This window comes from Porticoccus sp. W117 (genome assembly GCF_030341905.1).
Taxonomy (GTDB): domain Bacteria; phylum Pseudomonadota; class Gammaproteobacteria; order Pseudomonadales; family Porticoccaceae; genus SCSIO-12696.
Genome location: NZ_JATAAF010000023.1, coordinates 1 through 21,711, shown reverse-complemented (window position 1 = coordinate 21,711; position 21,711 = coordinate 1). Strand labels below are relative to the sequence as shown.

The following is a 21,711-nucleotide window of genomic DNA, read 5'->3' as shown; positions in this document are numbered from 1 at the left end:
TTATTTATGGAACTGTCATCCTGAGCCGCGCAGCGGCGTGAGGATCTCAGAGTTTGAAAGCTGTGAGATCCTCACGGCCACTGCGTGGCCTCAGGATGACGAGGTGCAAAATAACTTCTGGAAATTTTCACCAGTTTGACGAATCACCGCTTCTTCACTAACACCCTTAATCTCAGCAACACAGCGAGCTACCTCCACCACATAGCGCGGCTCGTTTTGCTTGCCCCGATACGGCACCGGCGCCAGCCAGGGGGAGTCGGTTTCCACCAGCATTCTTTCCAGTGGCAACGCCTTGACCACATCCCTCAGCTCTGTGGCATTGCGAAAGGTGATAATGCCGGAAAAAGAGATGTAATAGCCCATATCGATCGCGCTGCGGGCCATATCTTCTGTTTCTGTAAAGCAGTGCAATACACCGCCAGCCTTGCCACCGTATTGCTCAATGCATTGCAGGGTTTGCTGGCGCGCCTCGCGAGTGTGAACAATCACCGGCTTGCCAACATCACTGGCCGCTTGCAGATGGCGTTTAAAGCTCTCCAGCTGCCAGTCGGCGGTTTCGCTGCTGTAGTGGTTATCTAAACCAGTTTCACCAATGGCCACCACCTTGGGGTGCCGGGCAAGTTCAGTGAGTTCGCTCACCTGCGGCAATGGCGGCAAATCCTGCTGCAGTGGATGCACACCCACTGAAGTCACAATATCGTCGTGTTGTTCCGCCAGCTTCTGGATGGTTTGGGCTGAATCCAGATTCACCGCCACACTGAGAAACTGCTGTACACCGCAATTTCGAGCACTGGCCAATAGCTCATCCAGCCCACCGGCGTAGTGATCGCATTTGAGGTGATCGAGATGGCAGTGAGAATCGACAAGCATGGCGCCCAAGGAGAAACCGAAGTAAAGGGAAGAGTGTTACCAAGCAACTACATGGTGTGGGTGTGTTCAGCGCTCTGCAGAAGCCCCGCCAGATAGGCCTCGATTTTGCCCAGCAGCTCAATATTGGCTTCGTCTAATTGAATGCCAATGCCCTGCTTGCGCTGGCCACCCAGGCCTTTGGGAGATAGCCACACCACCTTGCCGGTGATGGGGATTTTTTCCGGCTCGTCCATCAATTGCAGTAACACGAACACCTCATCACCCAGCAAATACTCCTGCTTGCTGGGCACAAACAGGCCGCCGTTGGAGATAAAAGGCATATAGGAAGCGTACAGCTCTTCCTGGCTGGAAAGTTTGAGATTGAGAATGCCGTTGCGTACACCGCCGCCTAACGCGTCCATAGATGATACTTTCTTCTTACTATCTGCTTGTTATCATTGAAATTGGCCGTTTGCAGGGATAGTACGCCATGGGCCGATCAGTGGCAATGCGAATACCGATTTGCCAACCCCTTGTGAAGCGCTTAACGGGCTGTCATGACCTGCCAATCCATCAGTAACGACTCCCACAACAGCTGCAGGTTGGGATTACTGGCACTCTCTAATTCCCGCCGCGCCGCCGAAACACGATCCAGCAGTTGGAACCAGGTGCGGGTACTGGCTGCGCCGGGCTGACTGCGGATTGCATCTTGCACACGCAGCATTAACCAATCGAGGCGTTCCTGAGCGGGCTGACGGTAGCACTTTTCTGCTGCCACCACCGCCGACAGGCTGTGCTCTGTTAGTTGTTCCAACAGCTGGTAAAAATTCTCTCTCTGCTCCAGCAGGTCGCTTTCCACCAGCTTAAGTGCCTGCAAGGGGCGGCCACCGGCTTGCTGCAGCAGCCATTCCGGATTTTTGTCACCGCTGCTGACCCGCGCCAGCCAGTCGCGACTGGCGCCCTGATCCGGCACTGGGTAACTGAGCATCTGACAACGGCTGCGGATGGTTGCTGGCACCCGCGAAAGCTGGTGGCAAACCAGAATCAGCAAGGTATTATCTGTTGGCTCTTCAAGGGTTTTCAGCAGCGCATTGGCAGCATTGACGTTCATCGCCTCGGCGGGCTCGATCAGCGCCACCTTCCAGCCCCCCTGCTGGGCGGTTTTCGCCATAAAGTCGCAGAGCTTACGAATCTGATCGATTTTGATAGCCTTGCCTTCTTCTTCAGGGGTCACCCGCTTTAAATCCGGAAAGCTCTCGGCGGCAATCAGCTTGCAGCTTTTACAGGTTCCGCAGGCGTAGCCACCCACTGGCTCTCGGCAGATTATCCGCTGTGCCAAGGCACGAGCGAACTGGGATTTGCCCACCTCGGCGGGGCCAGTGAGCAACAAGGCATGGGGCAAGCGCAGCTGTTTATGCTGCTGGACAATGTCGTCCCACAACTCCCCTTGCCAGGGGTAAGGCATGGCGAGTGTTTGTGGGGTAGCATCAGTCATGGTTTGCCTCGGCGATAAACTGCTGTAGAGCCGTGTCGATCTGACCTTGAACCTGCTCCAGTGGCAATGAGGCATCCACCACCTGGCAGCGCTTGGGCTGCTGGCGGGCACGCTCCAGATAAGCATCGCGAACCCGTGTAAAGAACTGCTGGCGCTCCGCCTCAAAGCGATCCGGATCACTGCGTTTGCGAGCCCGCTGCAAACCCACATCAACCGGCAAGTCCAACAGCAAGGTCAAATCCGGGCGCAAATCCCCCTGAACCAACTGCTCCAACTGGGCGATGTGTTCAGTGCTCTGGCCACGACCACCGCCCTGGTAGGCATAAGTGGCGTCGGTAAAGCGGTCACACAGCACCCACTTGCCCGCCGCCAAGGCTGGCTCAATCACTTGGGCAATATGCTGGGAACGGGCGGCAAACATCAGTAACAATTCTGCGGTTTCATCCACCGCCTCATCTCTGTGGGTCAGCAGCAAATGGCGGATATCTTCCGCTAACGGCGTACCACCGGGCTCGCGGGTTGTGACAAAATCAATGCATTGGTCTGTCAGCCACTGCTGGATAAAGGCCATGTTGGTGGTTTTACCCACCCCTTCGGTACCTTCAAGGGTTATAAATTTGCCTCGCATTTGGCCCTCAAGCGATGATTGGAATATCAGGATGCAGGCAATGTGCCCGTCAGAAGGCGCGATTATAGGTTATCTGCTGATAGTCTGTCAGGAAGACCTGGATTAGTACTGATCTGCACTAGCCAGTTAGCCGTTGCCACTCTTTAGTGTGTTAGGCCACGCTCTTCGAACTTGCCCCACATTCATAACAGACACCCAATCTGATCAAGTAACTGAGTGCTAACTTTATAGTTCAAATAATTTTGCCACCCTCATCAGGTAGGGGCGTGGATGCAAAGTCAAAAAAAGGGCGTGACAGGTTGAAAAAACCTTGATAATTTCGGGGTCTTTTTTGCTCTTAGTGTCGCCACTCGGCTTTGAACAAACCGCAGCCAACTGTCTTTGGCTTAGAATAATTTCTATTGGCATTTCAGTCGCCTACCTTAAAAAACCATCTATTTCAAAGCCTGTCTGCGCCTCCACAAAACCTCCATTTTTCACCTGAAACTTTTTCAGTTGTTACCAAAAGTATCAAAAACCCCATTACGAAACGCTCGTTCTAATGCCTCCTTTCATCCCACGATTTTGATTGTCAGGTTTCGCTTTACCAACTACGTTGCAAGTGTAGCTTCGGCTACTTCATTTAAATTAACAGGAGAAATCCAACCATGAAAACTCAAGAAAATCCCATTTACTTGTGCACGGTGAATCACCGGCAAAGCCTATGTAGACGAACAAGCCCTAACGGATTCCGGCTGCCTCGAACTATTCCAGACTCAAGTTCAGTGAATATGGAGATTACATCTCTCGAAGACATTTACCCATTTAGCCCACCTACCCCAAGCTGGAGGACGCGATGTCGACAAAAACTAAAAGCTCTCGATCAAACCCTAAAAAGAAGTCACCTTTCGCCGTCTGCAATTATCGCTTAAAGGATGGAACCAAATGCGGAGAAGTCAATTGCAGTAAACACGGAAAAAGTGATCAACCTGAGGACAAGTGCGCTAAATGCGGAAATATTACTTGCCTACAGAGTTGCTCTGTAAATCCCTTTTCCCGGATTCACAGGTACGTAAAAGGACTTGGCGTTTGTAACGTACTCTACTCTACGGGAAGAATAATCAGGGATTGGTTTTAAGGTGAAAAAAATGATCAACAACATACAATACAACTTTTGGTACATGGCCCTCTATGGATAAACCTCTGAGTGAGCTCTACTTTGGGGTTTATCCATGCTTATTTTCTTCAGCGACTTCCCATTAACCAAGACTCATATCTGCTCTCTGGTTATACATAGCCCTCAGCACGGTATTTACTGCTATTGGCTATCACCTATCCCATAATTTTCTGTTGCCATCTTTCACTTGTCGAATTTCGCTCACCAAACACAGGTCAAGATGGTAAGAAACTGCTATAAGCTCAATTCTTCACCGGAAAATACTGGCAGAAGTTACCCTAACTAAAGGGTCCTTAAATCACAAATTGAAAAGCCTCTAAGACAATACTCACCCAAAAGCGTAAATCAGCTAGAATCGCACAAAGCCAACCATGCCGTATTATTATCATTGCGTTTGGCAGCAACGACTCCATATCCATTCATAAAGAGCCATTGAGCAGTAACCTGCAATGCCCTGGATAAATCCACGGGGACATTCACAGGTCGATTAATGGTAGATGAATCCGGAAAGATAAGTACTTTTTGGCTGTCTGATTCAGACTCTTCAAAATCACCCCAAACTTCGATATCTACTTCCTCTATCATGCTGCCTCCTAAATATCCTTAATCACATAAAGGGCAGCTCTGTCTATTACAGCACTGCTTCCTATGATTTTTTCGAATTCATCAATTTCTCCTTGGATTCGCTTTTTGTCATCGAGAATCCCTTTCAAAGTTGCCACATTGATTTCATTCCCATTGAAGGTAAATTTTCGGTTATCTTCCATTTTCTTGATATCAGCTATACGCCCTTGCAAAAAAGAAAGGTGATTTATTACACCTTGAAAGTCATTGGTGAACGTCGGAACAGTCACTGAATCTGACAGATTATCTGCTGGTGACTCTTGATAGTATTTATTGCCTGATATGTCCGGCAGCAGTTTGGAAAGGCTATCCAGCCTTTTAAGGTGCTCAGTAGCAACTTTGTCTTTTTGAGCATCCAAGGTTTGCAAATGGATATAAATCTCACCCAATATCAACTTTCTAGTCGTCGATTCGTCACTGCCCACTTTAGCAGTAGCCCAACCACCAAGCGCTGCAGCAGAGGCAGGAGGAGCAATTGTGGCTGCATCACCGGTAATGAAGGCACTCTGGATTATAGTTTTGCCGAATTTCAGAAAACCACCAGGCTCTCTTTCCAGGGAAAAATCATGAATAACACTTGCAGACTCTCCAGGATTAACATCAGCATTGCTATTGGAATTATCTTTGTCAGCTTCCCCTAATGCCGGAGTAACCACCACAGTTCGAGTTTTCACACCAATCACACCCTGGATAGGCTGCTGAGGATCTGTCTGTTTCGACTCTAACGCAATACTATTGCGCTCAGAATGATGGTAGGTTATGGCATTTGTGCAACCTGCGAGTGACAACGCTGCTGCGATAGAAGTGGCAATATAAGTAATTTTCTTCATCGTACTTCTCCTTTATTTCCCGTACACCTTCGTCCTCAGTGCGTTTACCGCATCCGGGTCTTCCGCCAATGTCTTGGCTGGATCCCCTCCTGCGACAAACTCCGTTATTTTCATATCATCCAAACCATCAATTTCGACGCTATTTATTGAAAAAAGCGACATAGCTTCCTCGCCTTTCCCCTTTTTAGGCACTACAGAATACACATCCCTGTCATAACCCAGAGAAAATTTTTGTGTACCTTCAGGGCCTATTCCGAATGTAAAACCTAAAGAAGCGTCCTGAACATAAATAAGATTCTTACTCGCACAACCAGCTATAGAACCAACTGCTGCAACCGTGCATAATATTTTAATCACTTTCATTGTTTACTCCTTTTTACGTCAGACCATATTATTGAACAGGCAGGATGCCTGAAAACCCCGCCTGTATTGTCGTAAAACATCGAGAAGTCACTTTCCATGGGGACGACAACCACACGTCTATGAGATATACCGATCGCCCCTGTCACTTCATACTTGGAAAAACTCAAGCCAGCCCCATAGGCTTTTGTGAATATTTGTACAGGATCATCGTGGTAGACCGTAGTCGCATTCGATTTTGGAGAGCTATCAACAGGTAATAAAGCAGCAGAAACACAGCTTTCGCCGTTCTGTTTAATAGCAGGGTAAATGAGCTCGCGATCATACACGCCAAAATAAATACCCAGCGACTCACGAGTTTCTATGTGAATTCCTTTCGAATGTGTGCGCACGACTTTCGCAAACGCAGTTTCGTTGGACTCTTCAAAACATAACTGGCGAACCGGAAGTCCTACACCATTTACAGAGCATCCAGCCAGGGGAATAAGCAGCAGACAGCAGCAGACAAAAGAAATTGCCTTTGAGAAAAACAAAGGAAAAGAAAGGATATCCCAGTACTGCCAGTTTAGGTTCAAATTAACATCCCTGTAATAGAAAGAGAAAAGTTTCAGGATTAACTGATAAAAGCGTAGTCCAATATATACCATCTTTCTACTTTGTAGAGGAATCCACTTAATTTAAGAAAAAATAGTTAGTTTCATATTCAATACATCACTATTTTTCCTTACGCGGCCGCCCTCTACCTCGCTGCTCTAAACGCAGTCCCAAACGCCTTTCAATTTCATCAACGAAGCGCTCGTTACCAGTGAGCTGATTACGCTGCACTCCCGAACGGATCAATTTCAACTCCTCTGGCGAGACATGATTTAACAAGTACGATCGATAGCGCCTTAATCGCTCGCTGGGTGAATCAGCCAATCCCAGATAACACACATCATAATCCAGCAAGCCCAGTGGTTTATTGCCGGATCGCTCACCATAACTACTCCAGCGGTAATCCTCTGGTAAGGACACCATACTGGCCACCACAGGATTTAATTCAATGTAGCGAATGCAAGACAACAGATAGTTGTCTCTCTGCACCGGGCTTGCTTTGAAGCGACCTTCCCATAAAGAACCGCTGCGTCTTTCCTGTTTGTTCGTATACGCCGCCTGGCGGCCCGCCAGGCGTTTCATCAATTCAGATAAAGTTTCTGTTTTTCCGGTCGGCTCAACAAGCAAATGAATGTGGTTTGTCATCAGGCACCAAGCGTAAACTCGTACGCCCAACTTGACCTTCCACTCTTTCAAATTTTCCAGATAAAACTGATAGTCTTCATCTGACAAAAAAACAGCCTGACGATTATGACCACGTTGAACAATATGATGGGGGCAATTCGGAACCAATATTCGCGCCTTCCGTGGCATTTTTACATTCTCCTACAAAAACTAGCGACAGGTTAGCAAGATTTGCTCAAAAAATAAATCCGTCCCCTTTTCGCTATTATTTAAGTCCCTTTTTCCTATTCTTCCTCAGGCTCCCTGCAAATATGCCAGCCTTCTTTTTCATACTTTTTACACTGCCAAGCTTCTGGAGTAGTTAAAATCGTGGATTTCTTGGGATTCTTACTATACACGAGAGAAAGGTAGGCATCCCCATAAACTCCTGCATCCATATAGTTCAACTCAATAGTTCCACTGCTTCTTTCAATTTTTAAAAATTTAATTCCACTGTCATGAATAGCTTTTTGTAATACATTGTGCCTATATTGAGAATATCCTAAAAGGCCATGATCTTTTCTGTCAGAAGAGATTACATCTACATCTCCATTCAAAGCATATTCTGAAATCAACTCTAGCTTATAAAAATTTTCTTCTATTAAAGATAACTTATGACTTTCACTTCCGGCAATAAAATCACACCCAGATAAAGTTGTACTAATTGCAATCAAGACTAACTGCACAGTAACCCTGTATGATTGGCAAAATATCATCTCTATTATCCCCCCATGTAAACCCATTTCTTGCAGCAGAAATGGTTTGCTTCGCAGTAGCCGTATATCCGACCCATGCACTCAAAGCGCCGCTCAATGTGCTCCCTACAGCACCACCTGAAAAATTTCCATTCCTTCGATTTTGAACGGCCGACTGATAACCTCCACCAAAGGTTAATGCAACATCAAGCCTTACGCCGTTTGCTGCATATGTAATTCCAGCATGAAGATTTCCAAATTCTGCCAATAAATTGGCATCATAGGTGCCCGCAGCTTTCAAATTAGCAATCAAGGAAGAGTTTCTTTTGTAATTCCATACACTCGCATCAGTTAATGCACTCTTAAGCTGATCTAAAGTCATTGAAGCTGCCAGTCTTATATTTGCGTCGATATTAATATTGCCTGCCTTCAGAATATCTCCATATAGCTGCTCGATGGCCTTTTTATTCCTAGCTCGGATAGCTCTCTTCTCAGATTCGCTCAACTCCGCGTTAAATAAATGTGCAATCGCAGCAGTCGTTGCCCCATTGGCAAACTTGCCTCCAGTCAGCTCAGAAATCGTTCCACCAACCATAGCAGCTACAGCTGTACGCCCTATAACAGCCTTGGCACTACCATCACTGTAATCAAAATTTGCATAAGTCGTAAACGCTTTAGTTAACCCAGCACTCACAAAACCATGGCCAAACTTACCTCCTTGTAATTCTGAGAACACCCCACCAGCGACTGCATGAGCAAATATTCGCTCTGTTGTTTCTAATCCCGAGGCCCCTATCTGCGCAAATACAAAAGATTGCGCATAACTTATTGCACCGGCTTTCACTCCATCAAGCAAACTACCTCCGTTCGCATAGGTAACTGCCTCACTGTATGCAGCCACTGCACTTGGCCCTCCGTAATACGCAATAACAACTGTCACAATTGCATTCAGGAGTGGCTTTCTGGAAACATATTGCAGCGCCGGCTGAATCACATTTTTTCCGATCCAGCTGCTCTGTATAAACCTTCTTGTTAGCTCAGACCCAATGAGGTGGCCAATGACTGCACCAACAAAATAACCGCTGGGGTCGGTGGCATTTAGGGGGTTATTCCAAACGTAAGCGTATCTATTGAGACTCTGGCTCATGAGTGGATCTTGTATAAACGGATCAGCCTGCAAGAACCGCGCAATCTTCGCATCGTAAATCCGCCCATTTAATGACCCCGACGCACTTGTCGTAGGCGAAGGCAGTTTTCCCCAGAGGCATCAAGGTGTTAAAGAGCAATTGCGCTAAGGCAATACGACCATACCCCAAAAAATCCCCAGACGCACTTTTTTCCTTAGCCGCTGTTTTTATAGGGGCGCGGCAGCGCCCCGTTAGCAGCTAAAAAGGACGGGGTTTTAGCGAAGGCGGCGAGGATGGGGCAGCGGCTTTTTGCTGCCACACCGCAGGTGCCCACGCGCGGCACTGGGTGGTGGATAGTGTGATTAGCTATTTCCGCGCGTCACGCAGAGGACGGGAAACGGAGCTTATAGAGAGTGCCTTTGCGGCTTGCCGCCCCCTTAAAGCCACAGCGGCATTTACACATAATGCAAATTATGCGGCGCAGCGGACAGTGACACGCAGTGCCTTGCCTGGTTTGCTGCCAGCTATTTGTGATGACCTGGAGGCAAGGCTCTGTGGGGCACTGCGCATAATTTCAGCATTATGTTAAGTGCCGCTGAGGCGGTGAAGCCCCACGCCTGGGGCGCGCCCTGCAAGGCGCTGGCGCCTGGAAGTGCGGGGGTTGGTAAATGGATAAATGCCGCTGGACGCATGTAGCCCTGGCAACCGCTTTGCCGTTTTTGCACAGCGGATGACAGGGCTTGATGTGGCCAGCAGCGGCCTTATCGTCTCTGCCATCCTTCCACTCGCTACTCACTCTCCCATCCCTCCACCTTCGCCGGATGGGTCGCTCGATGGATTTCCTTTAATTTCAGGATCGAGACCTGGGTATATATCTGCGTTGTCTCCAGTTTGCTGTGTCCCAGTATCTCCTGGATATATCTAATGTCAGCACCATTCTCCAACATATGCGTCGCCATCGCATGACGGAACAGATGACAGCTGCCGGTTTTATTGAGGTTGGCCCGGTCGATATAACTCTTTACCCGCCTCGATAAGCCCTCCATCGAGAACCGTTCACCGTACTGAGTCAGGAACAATGTCCAATCATCTTCTCCAGCCACCAGCTCCGGTCTGACGCCAACCATATACCGCTTCACCCAATCCAAGGCTCTATCACCAATCGGCACCACACGGTCTTTCTGGCCCTTGCCCTGCTCCACAAACACAATGCCTCGTGCCTGGTCGATACTTTGCACCATCAGATTCACTAACTCCATTCGGCGTATCCCAGTGGAGTACAACACCTCCAGGATCGCCCGGTCTCTCAAGCCATAGGGATCGTTAACGTCCGGTAGATCGAGGATGGTGTTTATTTCTTCCTCGGTCAGTATCGCTTTCGGCAGCCGCCGCTGTTTCTTGGGTAGCTGTAATTCACTGGCCGGGTTGTACAGGATATAACGCTCCCGCGTCAGCCATTTAAAAAAGCCTTTAACGGCACTGAGTCTCACACCCTGGGTATGGGTCGATATCGGATCGCCATTGCTGCGCCGGTAATACACCAGGTAGCGTTGATAACGACTCAGGATGGGATAAGTGATTTGCTTGGGCTGAGTCAGCCCTCGATCCGAACACCACTCGGTAAACAACCTCAAATTCGCCGTCCAAGTCTTGATCGTGGTTTCCGTATAACCCTGTGCCTGGCAACTGGCAAAGTAGCGTTTCAGGTGGCTGGTAAAGCTCTCCGGGTCGGTAGGCTCGTCAGCCATTAGTGGCCTGCCTGGGCAATTAATGGAGTGGCATTGTCAGTACGGTACGACCGGCTGTTATTTTTCTGGCTAGAAGTGCTTTTCCGGCTTTTCTGGCCACTTTCTGGCAAAGCCTCGCCAATACTGGGCTGTAGCAATTTATCGACACCTGACAACCCCCTGACCAGGGGCTGACCAGACCCTGACCGGATTACGTTTTGCCCTGACCGCTGATTGTCGTACTGGAGTTTTTTAACATCAATCAGGCCCATCATGTGTTGTTGGTTGTCTCCTTCCGAGTTGTCATACAGCAGTTCATAGTCATAACTCTGGCCTCGGCTACTCCGGTGAACCAACAGATATTCCAGCTCCACCAATCGAGCCATATGGATTTTTAACGCGGTGTCACTCCACTGCACCGACTCTCTCACATCCCGGCGACTAAAACGGTAATCACGCTGCTCGATACTGCCTGCCTGGGAAGCCTCTTTCACCATTCCCTGGATTAGCCGCAACAGCTTTCGGGTCTGTGCCGGCAGTTCATCCAAGGTGCGCCCCAGTACCTCATGAGCCAACCGATTCGCTGTTTCAATATCGCTTAATTGGACTTCCACATACTCCAGATCTTTGCCAGCGTGGTTAATGGTTTTCACCTCCCGCTGGTACTGGTGCAACAGCGCAATACTGTCGATCAGGGTCAGATACTTTTCGTGATCCCGGCGGGTACGGGTTTTATCGTCCAGGAAGGTGAGTTGATCGGCGTAAGGGTTAATCACTGCAAGTGGCCGCAACAACCGCTGTGCATTGCGGTGAAGGGTGACAAGCCGATCCTTCTCTAGCTTAGCCTGCAAACCTTCCAGCGTTCGCCGCCTGCGTTGCGCCTCATGGATAGCGCGGGTCTGCTCTCTCGATTCGTTGACCGTCAACACCAAACAACGATTTAACAACTCCTCGTCGATATCAATGGCGGTGGTGGTCAGGAACAACATCACTGGCCCTTCCACTCTGTACTCACGAGTTACCAGCTCCCCGGTGTCATCGTCCTTGCCGGTACTGGCAATGGTGATCTCCCCTTCCGATTGAAGGAGTTTGAGCGCATAGCTGGCATTACTCGCCCCTTCTTCCTCCGCAATCGCCAGTATCTTGTGTTTGAGATTGGTCTCGCCCATATAGAACAAGGATTGCCCCGTCATGGCCGAGTATTGCACCCGTTCGTCTTCCGGCATCAGATTCAACACCGCATCCATCAACGAGCTTTTACCGGCGGCACTGGTACTCTGGATTATCACCGCCAGCGGTTTATCCAGTTTCCGGCTGCCAGCAGCCAAGTAACCCACCAGCTTGTTTACTTCCTCGCCCACCACACCACAGCGGCTAAAGTCCGTGAGGATACGTTCCAGCAATTCAGGATCACGCAACAGCTCCAGGGCTTCGGCTTTCTCATCATCACTCAGCGAGCTAGACGATTGCTCCTCAACCGCACCGCCACCAATCAACTGTTCCTGCAATTCCTCCAGCTTTAATAACACCTTGCCCAGGTCGGATTTCAAAGTGCTTTCCTCAACACTTAACTCCAACGCCGCCACCTTGATAAATCCCTGCCGATGCCGCGCCGAGTACAGATCAAAGCTGTCCACATGAAGTCCCGACTCATTACTGGCCAGCACATTCACTTTCAGCACTTCGTAGTTTTTATTTTTCTCAAGGCCACGAACCCGATACTTGCGATCACCAAACACCAGGTTTATCTCTCTGTTCGATACGTCGGCATCAACAGACACTCCAGGAGCATCGGGAACAGCCGCCGCCGGTGGCAAGGGCTCGGATTCATCAACCGTTGATTCAGCGGCTAAAACAGGTTCCTCACCCTCCCCAAGCCATTCTGCTGACCGGATCACCACACCCAGGCTTTTGCTGGCGGGGGTCACTTCCAGCGCATAACTGTTGGCATCGGTGCCTTTGGGGAAGTTGAGCCGGTAACAGCCAAACCCTTCTTTTTGCAGTCGTTTGGCCAATTTCTCAGCCGCAGCATTGCCCGCCTCATCCCGGTCATAAGCAATCAATACACGCTCAATACCGCACTGTTTAAATAGCATCAGATGATCGTCAGTAAAACCTTGCGTCCCATAGCTGGCGGTCACATTCCGATACCCTGCACACCAGAACGTCATGGCATCAATCAGGGCTTCACACAAGATCACTTCTTTCTGATCGGCTAATCCATCAGCATTCCAAACACCCGCATGAGGGCCAGTCAAGTAAAGGTGTTTCGGTGTCCCCTTGCGCAGATCATCCCGGATTTTCCGGCCATACAGTTCCACCACATCGCCGCCAGGATTAAAGATGGGAACCGTAAAAGAGCCGTTAAAATGCTCGTGGCCAGATTCCCGATAAATACCCACCTCCTGCAAAGTACCCCGCAACGCATCCCCCGCCTTAGTGCGTTTGGGTGGCAACCGATATCCCAATGTCCGATTGGCATAACCCAGCTTAAAACGCTCAATCAACTCCGGATTATTCAGCCCACGGCTTTCCAGATACGCCAGCGCCTCCGGGCTTTCCTTCAATGCTTGGTGGTAATAATCCACCACCTGGTGCAACAGCTGTTGCGCCTCGGCATTTTCCGGCAACAATGGATCCAGCTTTTTAGTCACGGAGCGTTTTACCGGCTGAGTTGGAGCAGCTAAGACAGAAGCATCGGATTGCAAAATCTCCACCGCATGGCGGAAGCTCACGCCCTGGGTCTTTATCACCCAGTCAATCACCGAGCCAGCCGCACCACAGCCAAAGCAGTTAAACAAGTTGGTGGCTGGGCTGATTATCAGGCTCGCCGTCTTCTCCTCATGGAACGGGCAGCAGATCGCGTAATCCTTACCCTGCTTGACCGGCTCATAGCCCTGGCTTTCGATCAGGTTCAGTAATGACACCTCGTTTTTTAGCTTCTCGATCTGCTCTGCGGGGATTCGTGCCATAACGGGATTTCTCCAAAAACCTGTCAATACTCTAAGAGTAAAAATTAACTCTGTTGCATGGTACTACCATATAGAGTATTGTCAACGCTCACAAACCAATCAAACCAAACAGCGGGGATATAGTGATGGCGTTATTAACTCAGTGGACTGACGCCATGATGTCGCAGGAAAACACCTTTTACATCGCTATGGGCAAGCGGATTGCACAATTTCGTAAAGCCCAGAACATGACGCAAACCCAGTTAGCCGATGCCCTAGGCATTGCACAGCAAACAATGGCCCACTATGAAGGCGGCAAACTGCGTATCCCAGTAGGCCTGCTCTCTATGCTGGCAACGTTACTGGCCGTTTCGGTTGAGGAGATTATTGGTGAACCTACTACCGCTAAAGGGAAACGTGGGCCAACACCGCGCCTACAGCGGCAGATGGAGCTAATCGGCCAATTACCCCGCGCTAAACAGAAGTTTGTCATGGAGATGCTGGATACCGTCATACAACAGCAAGCATCTTGAGAGAAGCGCTGACCTGAAGGGCGGCAACCCAACAGGCCAGCTCACCACCACCGACTAGTAAGGAGTCAACAATGGCTGGAAGCAATAGTAATTCCACTACGGATAAAATTCATCTATCGCGAGCGCAGCTGGTTCAGCTCAATGATGAGTTTTACCAGGTCTTTGCCCTCAACGGATTTTTGTACGATGCCATCGAGGGCATCATGGCGGAGATGGTCAGCCGGTTTGAGTTGCCGCCGCACAGCCTGGTTGGGCTGGGGCAGGTGCTCTCCATTCTCAAACAGCGGCAGCAACGGCTAAGGGAGCGGCTGATACAGATGGGCGGCTAATCCCCTGCCAGCAACCGATCAAAAATAACGCCCCGGCAGATCAATGGCGGGGCTCTGGGTGGTGTTTTCTCAGTTATAAATCAGGGCGACTTTTCAAAAAATAAATCTGTCCCCTTTTCACGAGCTGGTGGGATTTTTCGGCTACAAATAAATTTAATTGAGACCCGTCCCCGATTGTTGCCGATTGTTGTCGTTATAAACCAGGGCAACTTTTCAAAAATAAATCTGCCCTTTCGCTCATATTTTTAGTGCTTTTAGAACAATATAAACACCCCATACTAGAATCATTCCTCCCCATACATAATGGTATTCACCAAAATCAAAAGCGGCTCGGAATTTTTCACTTATATAACCCCTATAAAAAATAACTCTGAGTCCATAAAATGAGACTGCTATACCCAAAACGATATAAAAAAATTTACTTATCTTATCGTCACTCAAGGCCAAGCTCCTTTCGATTATCCTCATTAAGAATAAACCCTAGTAGTTCACCAGGTTTAGCAGGCGGTGTTGGGAAAAGGTATCCATTTAGAACATCGATGCCAAACTGCTGAGCAACTGGACTTGATGCTACAGGCGCTACTGTTGAAAAAGTGACATAGGCTGCATTCGTCCCATAGACCTTCACAGCATTAGCCGCTTGAATTGCTTTTAACCTGCCTGCAATTGCAGCAGCCTCTACAGCATTCTTAGCTTTAACAGAATAGTGAATCACACGACCACTTGTCAGTAAGACTCCAGCCCCACCACTAATCGGAATCGTCGCCACTGATATAACGAATGTTGTGAGAAGAGCTTCTTCTTTTGGAGTTGCTGGGCGCCTATTTGGATTAAGAGTAACACCGTGACAACTGGCGACACACTCTCTTCCTCGCTCAAGCCTAAAACGATCTATTCCACCAAATTGAGCGATCTTCACCTCTCTTTCAGTAGCCAACCTTGCACCAATAGCTGCCAAAAATGCATCCTGTGATGCTCCATTAGCAAAGTTGCCCGATGTCCAAGGATTTACAGTTCCGTGATTGACTTTAATAACGCTATTTTTAACTCCTTCTGAACTTTTAGTACGGTTCAAAAATCCATCAAGAACAGATGCTACTTGCCTCAATAGTGGGTTCGGTCCACCCTTATCATTCGCGCTCTCATCCCCTTCTGACCCAAAATTTAAAATAATATTTGGATTCGATCCAGAGTTCGCATTAGAGCCCTTACTGTTGTTTCCAGTAAACACGAAAGCACTATATATCTCGAATGCCGCAGTAAATAGATTCCCTCCTGCATATGCATTGTAAGCAGCTTCCGCAGCTTGAACATATGGTCTAGCTGCCGAGAAGTACCAATTAGCAAACTGAACCCCCGCACCACATCCATAGCAAACAACTTCAATCACTACAGCGACTACCACAACGATAATATCTATTATCCGTGTAAGTGACTTATAGCCGCTAGGATCAATTGCATTAAGCGGGTTATTCCATGTGTACGAATAGCGGTTGAGGCTTTGGCTGTACTCAGGGTCTTGTATAAACGGATCCGCCTGCAAGAACCTGGCAATCTTCGCATCGTAAATCCGCCCATTTAATGACCCCGACGCACTTGTCGTAGGCGAAGGCAGTTTTCCCCAGAGGCATCAAGGTGTTAAAGAGCAATTGCGCTAAGGCAATACGACCATACCCCAAAAAATCCCCAGACGCACTTTTTTCCTTAGCCGCTGTTTTTATAGGGGCGCGGCAGCGCCCCGTTAGCAGCTAAAAAGGACGGGGTTTTAGCGAAGGCGGCGAGGATGGGGCAGCGGCTTTTTGCTGCCACACCGCAGGTGCCCACGCGCGGCACTGGGTGGTGGATAGTGTGATTAGCTATTTCCGCGCGTCACGCAGAGGACGGGAAACGGAGCTTATAGAGAGTGCCTTTGCGGCTTGCCGCCCCCTTAAAGCCACAGCGGCATTTACACATAATGCAAATTATGCGGCGCAGCGGACAGTGACACGCAGTGCCTTGCCTGGTTTGCTGCCAGCTATTTGTGATGACCTGGAGGCAAGGCTCTGTGGGGCACTGCGCATAATTTCAGCATTATGTTAAGTGCCGCTGAGGCGGTGAAGCCCCACGCCTGGGGCGCGCCCTGCAAGGCGCTGGCGCCTGGAAGTGCGGGGGTTGGTAAATGGATAAATGCCGCTGGACGCATGTAGCCCTGGCAACCGCTTTGCCGTTTTTGCACAGCGGATGACAGGGCTTGATGTGGCCAGCAGCGGCCTTATCGTCTCTGCCATCCTTCCACTCGCTACTCACTCTCCCATCCCTCCACCTTCGCCGGATGGGTCGCTCGATGGATTTCCTTTAATTTCAGGATCGAGACCTGGGTATATATCTGCGTTGTCTCCAGTTTGCTGTGTCCCAGTATCTCCTGGATATATCTAATGTCAGCACCATTCTCCAACATATGCGTCGCCATCGCATGACGGAACAGATGACAGCTGCCGGTTTTATTGAGGTTGGCCCGGTCGATATAACTCTTTACCCGCCTCGATAAGCCCTCCATCGAGAACCGTTCACCGTACTGAGTCAGGAACAATGTCCAATCATCTTCTCCAGCCACCAGCTCCGGTCTGACGCCAACCATATACCGCTTCACCCAATCCAAGGCTCTATCACCAATCGGCACCACACGGTCTTTCTGGCCCTTGCCCTGCTCCACAAACACAATGCCTCGTGCCTGGTCGATACTTTGCACCATCAGATTCACTAACTCCATTCGGCGTATCCCAGTGGAGTACAACACCTCCAGGATCGCCCGGTCTCTCAAGCCATAGGGATCGTTAACGTCCGGTAGATCGAGGATGGTGTTTATTTCTTCCTCGGTCAGTATCGCTTTCGGCAGCCGCCGCTGTTTCTTGGGTAGCTGTAATTCACTGGCCGGGTTGTACAGGATATAACGCTCCCGCGTCAGCCATTTAAAAAAGCCTTTAACGGCACTGAGTCTCACACCCTGGGTATGGGTCGATATCGGATCGCCATTGCTGCGCCGGTAATACACCAGGTAGCGTTGATAACGACTCAGGATGGGATAAGTGATTTGCTTGGGCTGAGTCAGCCCTCGATCCGAACACCACTCGGTAAACAACCTCAAATTCGCCGTCCAAGTCTTGATCGTGGTTTCCGTATAACCCTGTGCCTGGCAACTGGCAAAGTAGCGTTTCAGGTGGCTGGTAAAGCTCTCCGGGTCGGTAGGCTCGTCAGCCATTAGTGGCCTGCCTGGGCAATTAATGGAGTGGCATTGTCAGTACGGTACGACCGGCTGTTATTTTTCTGGCTAGAAGTGCTTTTCCGGCTTTTCTGGCCACTTTCTGGCAAAGCCTCGCCAATACTGGGCTGTAGCAATTTATCGACACCTGACAACCCCCTGACCAGGGGCTGACCAGACCCTGACCGGATTACGTTTTGCCCTGACCGCTGATTGTCGTACTGGAGTTTTTTAACATCAATCAGGCCCATCATGTGTTGTTGGTTGTCTCCTTCCGAGTTGTCATACAGCAGTTCATAGTCATAACTCTGGCCTCGGCTACTCCGGTGAACCAACAGATATTCCAGCTCCACCAATCGAGCCATATGGATTTTTAACGCGGTGTCACTCCACTGCACCGACTCTCTCACATCCCGGCGACTAAAACGGTAATCACGCTGCTCGATACTGCCTGCCTGGGAAGCCTCTTTCACCATTCCCTGGATTAGCCGCAACAGCTTTCGGGTCTGTGCCGGCAGTTCATCCAAGGTGCGCCCCAGTACCTCATGAGCCAACCGATTCGCTGTTTCAATATCGCTTAATTGGACTTCCACATACTCCAGATCTTTGCCAGCGTGGTTAATGGTTTTCACCTCCCGCTGGTACTGGTGCAACAGCGCAATACTGTCGATCAGGGTCAGATACTTTTCGTGATCCCGGCGGGTACGGGTTTTATCGTCCAGGAAGGTGAGTTGATCGGCGTAAGGGTTAATCACTGCAAGTGGCCGCAACAACCGCTGTGCATTGCGGTGAAGGGTGACAAGCCGATCCTTCTCTAGCTTAGCCTGCAAACCTTCCAGCGTTCGCCGCCTGCGTTGCGCCTCATGGATAGCGCGGGTCTGCTCTCTCGATTCGTTGACCGTCAACACCAAACAACGATTTAACAACTCCTCGTCGATATCAATGGCGGTGGTGGTCAGGAACAACATCACTGGCCCTTCCACTCTGTACTCACGAGTTACCAGCTCCCCGGTGTCATCGTCCTTGCCGGTACTGGCAATGGTGATCTCCCCTTCCGATTGAAGGAGTTTGAGCGCATAGCTGGCATTACTCGCCCCTTCTTCCTCCGCAATCGCCAGTATCTTGTGTTTGAGATTGGTCTCGCCCATATAGAACAAGGATTGCCCCGTCATGGCCGAGTATTGCACCCGTTCGTCTTCCGGCATCAGATTCAACACCGCATCCATCAACGAGCTTTTACCGGCGGCACTGGTACTCTGGATTATCACCGCCAGCGGTTTATCCAGTTTCCGGCTGCCAGCAGCCAAGTAACCCACCAGCTTGTTTACTTCCTCGCCCACCACACCACAGCGGCTAAAGTCCGTGAGGATACGTTCCAGCAATTCAGGATCACGCAACAGCTCCAGGGCTTCGGCTTTCTCATCATCACTCAGCGAGCTAGACGATTGCTCCTCAACCGCACCGCCACCAATCAACTGTTCCTGCAATTCCTCCAGCTTTAATAACACCTTGCCCAGGTCGGATTTCAAAGTGCTTTCCTCAACACTTAACTCCAACGCCGCCACCTTGATAAATCCCTGCCGATGCCGCGCCGAGTACAGATCAAAGCTGTCCACATGAAGTCCCGACTCATTACTGGCCAGCACATTCACTTTCAGCACTTCGTAGTTTTTATTTTTCTCAAGGCCACGAACCCGATACTTGCGATCACCAAACACCAGGTTTATCTCTCTGTTCGATACGTCGGCATCAACAGACACTCCAGGAGCATCGGGAACAGCCGCCGCCGGTGGCAAGGGCTCGGATTCATCAACCGTTGATTCAGCGGCTAAAACAGGTTCCTCACCCTCCCCAAGCCATTCTGCTGACCGGATCACCACACCCAGGCTTTTGCTGGCGGGGGTCACTTCCAGCGCATAACTGTTGGCATCGGTGCCTTTGGGGAAGTTGAGCCGGTAACAGCCAAACCCTTCTTTTTGCAGTCGTTTGGCCAATTTCTCAGCCGCAGCATTGCCCGCCTCATCCCGGTCATAAGCAATCAATACACGCTCAATACCGCACTGTTTAAATAGCATCAGATGATCGTCAGTAAAACCTTGCGTCCCATAGCTGGCGGTCACATTCCGATACCCTGCACACCAGAACGTCATGGCATCAATCAGGGCTTCACACAAGATCACTTCTTTCTGATCGGCTAATCCATCAGCATTCCAAACACCCGCATGAGGGCCAGTCAAGTAAAGGTGTTTCGGTGTCCCCTTGCGCAGATCATCCCGGATTTTCCGGCCATACAGTTCCACCACATCGCCGCCAGGATTAAAGATGGGAACCGTAAAAGAGCCGTTAAAATGCTCGTGGCCAGATTCCCGATAAATACCCACCTCCTGCAAAGTACCCCGCAACGCATCCCCCGCCTTAGTGCGTTTGGGTGGCAACCGATATCCCAATGTCCGATTGGCATAACCCAGCTTAAAACGCTCAATCAACTCCGGATTATTCAGCCCACGGCTTTCCAGATACGCCAGCGCCTCCGGGCTTTCCTTCAATGCTTGGTGGTAATAATCCACCACCTGGTGCAACAGCTGTTGCGCCTCGGCATTTTCCGGCAACAATGGATCCAGCTTTTTAGTCACGGAGCGTTTTACCGGCTGAGTTGGAGCAGCTAAGACAGAAGCATCGGATTGCAAAATCTCCACCGCATGGCGGAAGCTCACGCCCTGGGTCTTTATCACCCAGTCAATCACCGAGCCAGCCGCACCACAGCCAAAGCAGTTAAACAAGTTGGTGGCTGGGCTGATTATCAGGCTCGCCGTCTTCTCCTCATGGAACGGGCAGCAGATCGCGTAATCCTTACCCTGCTTGACCGGCTCATAGCCCTGGCTTTCGATCAGGTTCAGTAATGACACCTCGTTTTTTAGCTTCTCGATCTGCTCTGCGGGGATTCGTGCCATAACGGGATTTCTCCAAAAACCTGTCAATACTCTAAGAGTAAAAATTAACTCTGTTGCATGGTACTACCATATAGAGTATTGTCAACGCTCACAAACCAATCAAACCAAACAGCGGGGATATAGTGATGGCGTTATTAACTCAGTGGACTGACGCCATGATGTCGCAGGAAAACACCTTTTACATCGCTATGGGCAAGCGGATTGCACAATTTCGTAAAGCCCAGAACATGACGCAAACCCAGTTAGCCGATGCCCTAGGCATTGCACAGCAAACAATGGCCCACTATGAAGGCGGCAAACTGCGTATCCCAGTAGGCCTGCTCTCTATGCTGGCAACGTTACTGGCCGTTTCGGTTGAGGAGATTATTGGTGAACCTACTACCGCTAAAGGGAAACGTGGGCCAACACCGCGCCTACAGCGGCAGATGGAGCTAATCGGCCAATTACCCCGCGCTAAACAGAAGTTTGTCATGGAGATGCTGGATACCGTCATACAACAGCAAGCATCTTGAGAGAAGCGCTGACCTGAAGGGCGGCAACCCAACAGGCCAGCTCACCACCACCGACTAGTAAGGAGTCAACAATGGCTGGAAGCAATAGTAATTCCACTACGGATAAAATTCATCTATCGCGAGCGCAGCTGGTTCAGCTCAATGATGAGTTTTACCAGGTCTTTGCCCTCAACGGATTTTTGTACGATGCCATCGAGGGCATCATGGCGGAGATGGTCAGCCGGTTTGAGTTGCCGCCGCACAGCCTGGTTGGGCTGGGGCAGGTGCTCTCCATTCTCAAACAGCGGCAGCAACGGCTAAGGGAGCGGCTGATACAGATGGGCGGCTAATCCCCTGCCAGCAACCGATCAAAAATAACGCCCCGGCAGATCAATGGCGGGGCTCTGGGTGGTGTTTTCTCAGTTATAAATCAGGGCGACTTTTCAAAAAATAAATCTGTCCCCTTTTCA

At 49.8% G+C, this 21,711-nt stretch carries 22 protein-coding genes and 1 pseudogene; 4 read left to right on the top strand and 19 right to left on the bottom strand.

All coding sequences use genetic code 11. The features are described 5' to 3' along the window. Positions 1–90: 90 nt before the first annotated feature. The 14 genes from QSV34_RS13005 to QSV34_RS12940 all read right to left on the bottom strand — a co-directional run bounded on the left by QSV34_RS13005 (position 91) and on the right by QSV34_RS12940 (position 13,720). Entirely contained in the window at positions 91–870 is a 780-nt protein-coding gene (locus QSV34_RS13005; RefSeq protein ID WP_289155373.1) for a TatD family hydrolase, read from the bottom strand. Between the two features lie 47 nt (positions 871–917). Continuing rightward, positions 918–1,271: a PilZ domain-containing protein gene (locus QSV34_RS13000; protein WP_289155371.1), complete on the bottom strand. Its 354-nt coding sequence runs from the start codon at positions 1,269–1,271 to the stop codon at positions 918–920. Positions 1,272–1,393: 122 nt separating this feature from the next. After that, positions 1,394–2,344 carry a DNA polymerase III subunit delta' gene (locus QSV34_RS12995; RefSeq protein WP_289155369.1) on the bottom strand — a complete coding sequence of 317 codons (951 nt, stop codon included), beginning with the start codon at positions 2,342–2,344 and terminating at the stop codon, positions 1,394–1,396. After that, on the bottom strand, positions 2,337–2,972 hold the full coding sequence (tmk, locus tag QSV34_RS12990; protein WP_289155367.1) for a dTMP kinase: 636 nt from the start codon (positions 2,970–2,972) through the stop codon (positions 2,337–2,339). The genes QSV34_RS12995 and tmk overlap by 8 nt, the downstream gene beginning before the upstream one ends. Positions 2,973–3,197: 225 nt before the next feature. Further along, entirely contained in the window at positions 3,198–3,380 is a 183-nt protein-coding gene (locus tag QSV34_RS12985) for a hypothetical protein (RefSeq protein WP_289155365.1), read from the bottom strand. Between the two features lie 1,093 nt (positions 3,381–4,473). Beyond that, positions 4,474–4,713: a hypothetical protein gene (locus tag QSV34_RS12980; RefSeq protein WP_289155363.1), complete on the bottom strand. Its 240-nt coding sequence runs from the start codon at positions 4,711–4,713 to the stop codon at positions 4,474–4,476. Between the two features lie 8 nt (positions 4,714–4,721). Further along, positions 4,722–5,582 carry a hypothetical protein gene (locus QSV34_RS12975; protein WP_289155361.1) on the bottom strand — a complete coding sequence of 287 codons (861 nt, stop codon included), beginning with the start codon at positions 5,580–5,582 and terminating at the stop codon, positions 4,722–4,724. Positions 5,583–5,594: 12 nt separating this feature from the next. Beyond that, a complete protein-coding gene (locus QSV34_RS12970; RefSeq protein WP_289155360.1) occupies positions 5,595–5,945 on the bottom strand; it encodes a hypothetical protein in 351 nt (116 codons plus the stop codon). Continuing rightward, positions 5,942–6,517 (bottom strand): hypothetical protein, encoded by a 576-nt coding sequence (locus QSV34_RS12965; RefSeq protein ID WP_289155358.1) that lies wholly within the window; start codon positions 6,515–6,517, stop codon positions 5,942–5,944. The genes QSV34_RS12970 and QSV34_RS12965 overlap by 4 nt, the downstream gene beginning before the upstream one ends. Positions 6,518–6,656: 139 nt before the next feature. Then, positions 6,657–7,349, bottom strand: a complete 693-nt coding sequence (locus tag QSV34_RS12960) for a transposase (RefSeq protein WP_289155356.1) — start codon at positions 7,347–7,349, stop codon at positions 6,657–6,659. 95 nt (positions 7,350–7,444) lie between these two features. Then, positions 7,445–7,873: a hypothetical protein gene (locus QSV34_RS12955; RefSeq protein ID WP_289155355.1), complete on the bottom strand. Its 429-nt coding sequence runs from the start codon at positions 7,871–7,873 to the stop codon at positions 7,445–7,447. Then, a complete protein-coding gene (locus tag QSV34_RS12950) occupies positions 7,860–9,101 on the bottom strand; it encodes an RHS repeat-associated core domain-containing protein (RefSeq protein ID WP_289155406.1) in 1,242 nt (413 codons plus the stop codon). Before QSV34_RS12950 ends, QSV34_RS12955 begins: the two co-directional genes overlap by 14 nt. A gap of 708 nt (positions 9,102–9,809) precedes the next feature. After that, positions 9,810–10,769, bottom strand: coding sequence for a site-specific tyrosine recombinase XerC (gene xerC, locus QSV34_RS12945; protein WP_289155350.1), 960 nt, complete (start codon positions 10,767–10,769; stop codon positions 9,810–9,812). Then, a complete protein-coding gene (locus tag QSV34_RS12940) occupies positions 10,769–13,720 on the bottom strand; it encodes a CHC2 zinc finger domain-containing protein (protein ID WP_289155348.1) in 2,952 nt (983 codons plus the stop codon). Before QSV34_RS12940 ends, xerC (QSV34_RS12945) begins: the two co-directional genes overlap by 1 nt. Before the next feature lie 125 nt (positions 13,721–13,845). On the opposite strand from QSV34_RS12940, the gene QSV34_RS12935 reads away from it, so the two are divergent. Together QSV34_RS12935 and QSV34_RS12930 are read left to right on the top strand one after the other, a co-directional pair. Then, positions 13,846–14,232: a helix-turn-helix domain-containing protein gene (locus QSV34_RS12935; RefSeq protein WP_289155346.1), complete on the top strand. Its 387-nt coding sequence runs from the start codon at positions 13,846–13,848 to the stop codon at positions 14,230–14,232. A gap of 71 nt (positions 14,233–14,303) precedes the next feature. Further along, positions 14,304–14,561, top strand: a complete 258-nt coding sequence (locus QSV34_RS12930) for a hypothetical protein (protein WP_289155345.1) — start codon at positions 14,304–14,306, stop codon at positions 14,559–14,561. A gap of 237 nt (positions 14,562–14,798) precedes the next feature. Here the strand turns inward: QSV34_RS12930 and QSV34_RS12925 are convergent, their stop codons facing one another. The 5 genes and pseudogenes from QSV34_RS12925 to QSV34_RS12910 all read right to left on the bottom strand — a co-directional run bounded on the left by QSV34_RS12925 (position 14,799) and on the right by QSV34_RS12910 (position 20,750). Next, positions 14,799–15,002 carry a hypothetical protein gene (locus QSV34_RS12925; RefSeq protein WP_289155354.1) on the bottom strand — a complete coding sequence of 68 codons (204 nt, stop codon included), beginning with the start codon at positions 15,000–15,002 and terminating at the stop codon, positions 14,799–14,801. Further along, on the bottom strand, positions 14,995–15,951 hold the full coding sequence (locus QSV34_RS12920; protein WP_289155352.1) for a hypothetical protein: 957 nt from the start codon (positions 15,949–15,951) through the stop codon (positions 14,995–14,997). Before QSV34_RS12920 ends, QSV34_RS12925 begins: the two co-directional genes overlap by 8 nt. A gap of 63 nt (positions 15,952–16,014) precedes the next feature. Then, a pseudogene (locus QSV34_RS15205) lies at positions 16,015–16,131 on the bottom strand (RHS repeat-associated core domain-containing protein); the annotation flags it as partial. A 708-nt stretch (positions 16,132–16,839) separates the two neighbouring features. Then, entirely contained in the window at positions 16,840–17,799 is a 960-nt protein-coding gene (xerC, locus tag QSV34_RS12915) for a site-specific tyrosine recombinase XerC (RefSeq protein WP_289155350.1), read from the bottom strand. Then, entirely contained in the window at positions 17,799–20,750 is a 2,952-nt protein-coding gene (locus QSV34_RS12910) for a CHC2 zinc finger domain-containing protein (protein WP_289155348.1), read from the bottom strand. The genes xerC (QSV34_RS12915) and QSV34_RS12910 overlap by 1 nt, the downstream gene beginning before the upstream one ends. Before the next feature lie 125 nt (positions 20,751–20,875). Here QSV34_RS12910 and QSV34_RS12905 point away from each other — a divergent pair, with 125 nt between their 5' ends. Continuing rightward, positions 20,876–21,262 (top strand): helix-turn-helix domain-containing protein, encoded by a 387-nt coding sequence (locus QSV34_RS12905; RefSeq protein ID WP_289155346.1) that lies wholly within the window; start codon positions 20,876–20,878, stop codon positions 21,260–21,262. A 71-nt stretch (positions 21,263–21,333) separates the two neighbouring features. Beyond that, positions 21,334–21,591, top strand: a complete 258-nt coding sequence (locus QSV34_RS12900) for a hypothetical protein (RefSeq protein WP_289155345.1) — start codon at positions 21,334–21,336, stop codon at positions 21,589–21,591. Positions 21,592–21,711: the final 120 nt, after the last annotated feature.

Coding starts and splice junctions, on each gene's coding strand:
- xerC (WP_289155350.1), bottom strand. CDS start 10,769: ATGGCTGACGAGCCTACCGACCCGGAGAGCTTTACCAGCCACCTGAAA.
- tmk (WP_289155367.1), bottom strand. CDS start 2,972: ATGCGAGGCAAATTTATAACCCTTGAAGGTACCGAAGGGGTGGGTAAA.
- QSV34_RS12970 (WP_289155360.1), bottom strand. CDS start 5,945: ATGAAAGTGATTAAAATATTATGCACGGTTGCAGCAGTTGGTTCTATA.
- QSV34_RS13000 (WP_289155371.1), bottom strand. CDS start 1,271: ATGGACGCGTTAGGCGGCGGTGTACGCAACGGCATTCTCAATCTCAAA.
- QSV34_RS12940 (WP_289155348.1), bottom strand. CDS start 13,720: ATGGCACGAATCCCCGCAGAGCAGATCGAGAAGCTAAAAAACGAGGTG.
- QSV34_RS12980 (WP_289155363.1), bottom strand. CDS start 4,713: ATGATAGAGGAAGTAGATATCGAAGTTTGGGGTGATTTTGAAGAGTCT.
- QSV34_RS12930 (WP_289155345.1), top strand. CDS start 14,304: ATGGCTGGAAGCAATAGTAATTCCACTACGGATAAAATTCATCTATCG.
- QSV34_RS12975 (WP_289155361.1), bottom strand. CDS start 5,582: ATGAAGAAAATTACTTATATTGCCACTTCTATCGCAGCAGCGTTGTCA.
- xerC (WP_289155350.1), bottom strand. CDS start 17,799: ATGGCTGACGAGCCTACCGACCCGGAGAGCTTTACCAGCCACCTGAAA.
- QSV34_RS12985 (WP_289155365.1), bottom strand. CDS start 3,380: ATGCCAATAGAAATTATTCTAAGCCAAAGACAGTTGGCTGCGGTTTGT.
- QSV34_RS13005 (WP_289155373.1), bottom strand. CDS start 870: ATGCTTGTCGATTCTCACTGCCATCTCGATCACCTCAAATGCGATCAC.
- QSV34_RS12935 (WP_289155346.1), top strand. CDS start 13,846: ATGGCGTTATTAACTCAGTGGACTGACGCCATGATGTCGCAGGAAAAC.
- QSV34_RS12900 (WP_289155345.1), top strand. CDS start 21,334: ATGGCTGGAAGCAATAGTAATTCCACTACGGATAAAATTCATCTATCG.
- QSV34_RS12960 (WP_289155356.1), bottom strand. CDS start 7,349: ATGCCACGGAAGGCGCGAATATTGGTTCCGAATTGCCCCCATCATATT.
- QSV34_RS12905 (WP_289155346.1), top strand. CDS start 20,876: ATGGCGTTATTAACTCAGTGGACTGACGCCATGATGTCGCAGGAAAAC.
- QSV34_RS12910 (WP_289155348.1), bottom strand. CDS start 20,750: ATGGCACGAATCCCCGCAGAGCAGATCGAGAAGCTAAAAAACGAGGTG.
- QSV34_RS12995 (WP_289155369.1), bottom strand. CDS start 2,344: ATGACTGATGCTACCCCACAAACACTCGCCATGCCTTACCCCTGGCAA.